The sequence below is a fragment of the Streptomyces sp. NPDC101166 genome (assembly GCF_044768125.1).
GTDB lineage: Bacteria > Actinomycetota > Actinomycetes > Streptomycetales > Streptomycetaceae > Streptomyces.
In genome coordinates this window covers 1-1227 of the sequence record NZ_JBIWPF010000195.1, presented here as the reverse complement: position 1 = coordinate 1227, position 1227 = coordinate 1, and the positions used below count along the sequence as shown (strand labels likewise).

At 65.6% G+C, this 1227-nt stretch carries 2 protein-coding genes; one reads left to right on the top strand and one right to left on the bottom strand.

Annotation, left to right across the window (positions count from 1 at the left end):
* Positions 1 to 210: 210 nt before the first annotated feature.
* A complete protein-coding gene (locus ACIRS4_RS37655) occupies positions 211 to 519 on the bottom strand; it encodes a chorismate mutase (protein WP_357091322.1) in 309 nt (102 codons plus the stop codon).
* Between the two features lie 364 nt (positions 520 to 883).
* Here ACIRS4_RS37655 and ACIRS4_RS37650 point away from each other — a divergent pair.
* On the top strand, positions 884 to 1227 hold a 344-nt coding region (locus tag ACIRS4_RS37650; protein WP_404204694.1), incomplete at its 3' end, for a UvrD-helicase domain-containing protein.

The following is a 1227-nucleotide window of genomic DNA, read 5'->3' as shown; positions in this document are numbered from 1 at the left end:
GGCGGCTACGAGGGCATCGAAGAGTACCTCGACACCAAGTACATCGCCCTGCCCTAGGAAGACGAAGAACCGCCCCGGGGTCGAGACACCCGGGGCGGCCTGGGGATGCTGCATCCGTGGCTCCGCATGCAGCGTGGCTTGGTGTGGTGGCCGCGCGGAACGGCACCGCTCGTTGTATCGGATCGAGCGGTGCTCGTCGTTAACGGTGAATCAGTGGCCTAGCCGGCCGCGGCCCAGACGCAGCAGGAGCATGGCGAGGGTGTGCCCCTCCTGGCCCAGCTCGCTGAATCGCTCGAGTACCTTCATCTCACGGGAGTGGACGAGCTTGGGCCCGCCGTTCGCCATTCTGGTCCGTCCGATGATGCGCGAGACCTCGGTGCGGCGCTTGATGGCCGCGAGGATCTCGGCGTCCAGCTTGTCGATCTCCAGGCGCAGCTTTTCGATCTCCGCTTCGGAGGGCAGCGGGGCGGAGTCCGAGCCGGTGGCAGACTCGGAATGTCCCGTCGTCGAGATGCTCATACTTTCAACTCCTCGTGGTCCAGAACGTGGATCGGCGGGTGGACCCATCCTGTTACCGATCGGTTCTTCACCAAGAATCTGACCTGTCGGCCATACATTGTCCCCCCTGGAAATCAATTGTCTCCCCAGGATCGGGCTCAGGTGCACAGTGCCCTGGGTGGGCAGGTGTGTCGCACCGCGGTCGAGCCGGTCATGGGACGAGTCTGCCACGGGGAGGTACCCAAGCAAAACGGGTACGTTTGTGAATCTCCTGAGTTTCCTCCTGTCACACGGTTCACCAGAAGTTCGCCGGACCGGCACTAATCGGACACCTGTGCGATCCCGCCCGACGGCTGTCGGTGCGCGCCGGTAGCGTGGATGGGCGATGAATACGACGGTGGCACAGGGCGACGAGCAGAAGACCCAGCAAGCGCGGGGTGGCGGAGCGTTGCTCGAGGGATTGAATCCACAACAGCGCGCCGCGGTGATGCACACCGGCACCCCGCTGCTGATCGTGGCCGGGGCCGGTTCTGGAAAGACCGCGGTCCTGACCCGTCGTATCGCCTATCTCCTCGACGCCCGCGGGGCGCGGCCGAGCGAGATCCTGGCCATCACCTTCACCAACAAGGCCGCCGCCGAGATGCGGGAACGCGTCGCCGGGCTGGTCGGCCCGCGCGCGGCGGGCATGTGGGTGTCGACGTTCCACTCCAGCTGCGTGCGCATCCTGCG

Bases quoted from the DNA above. Each gene is read 5' to 3' on its own strand.
- ACIRS4_RS37655 (WP_357091322.1), bottom strand. From the start codon at position 519: ATGAGCATCTCGACGACGGGACATTCCGAGTCTGCCACCGGCTCGGAC.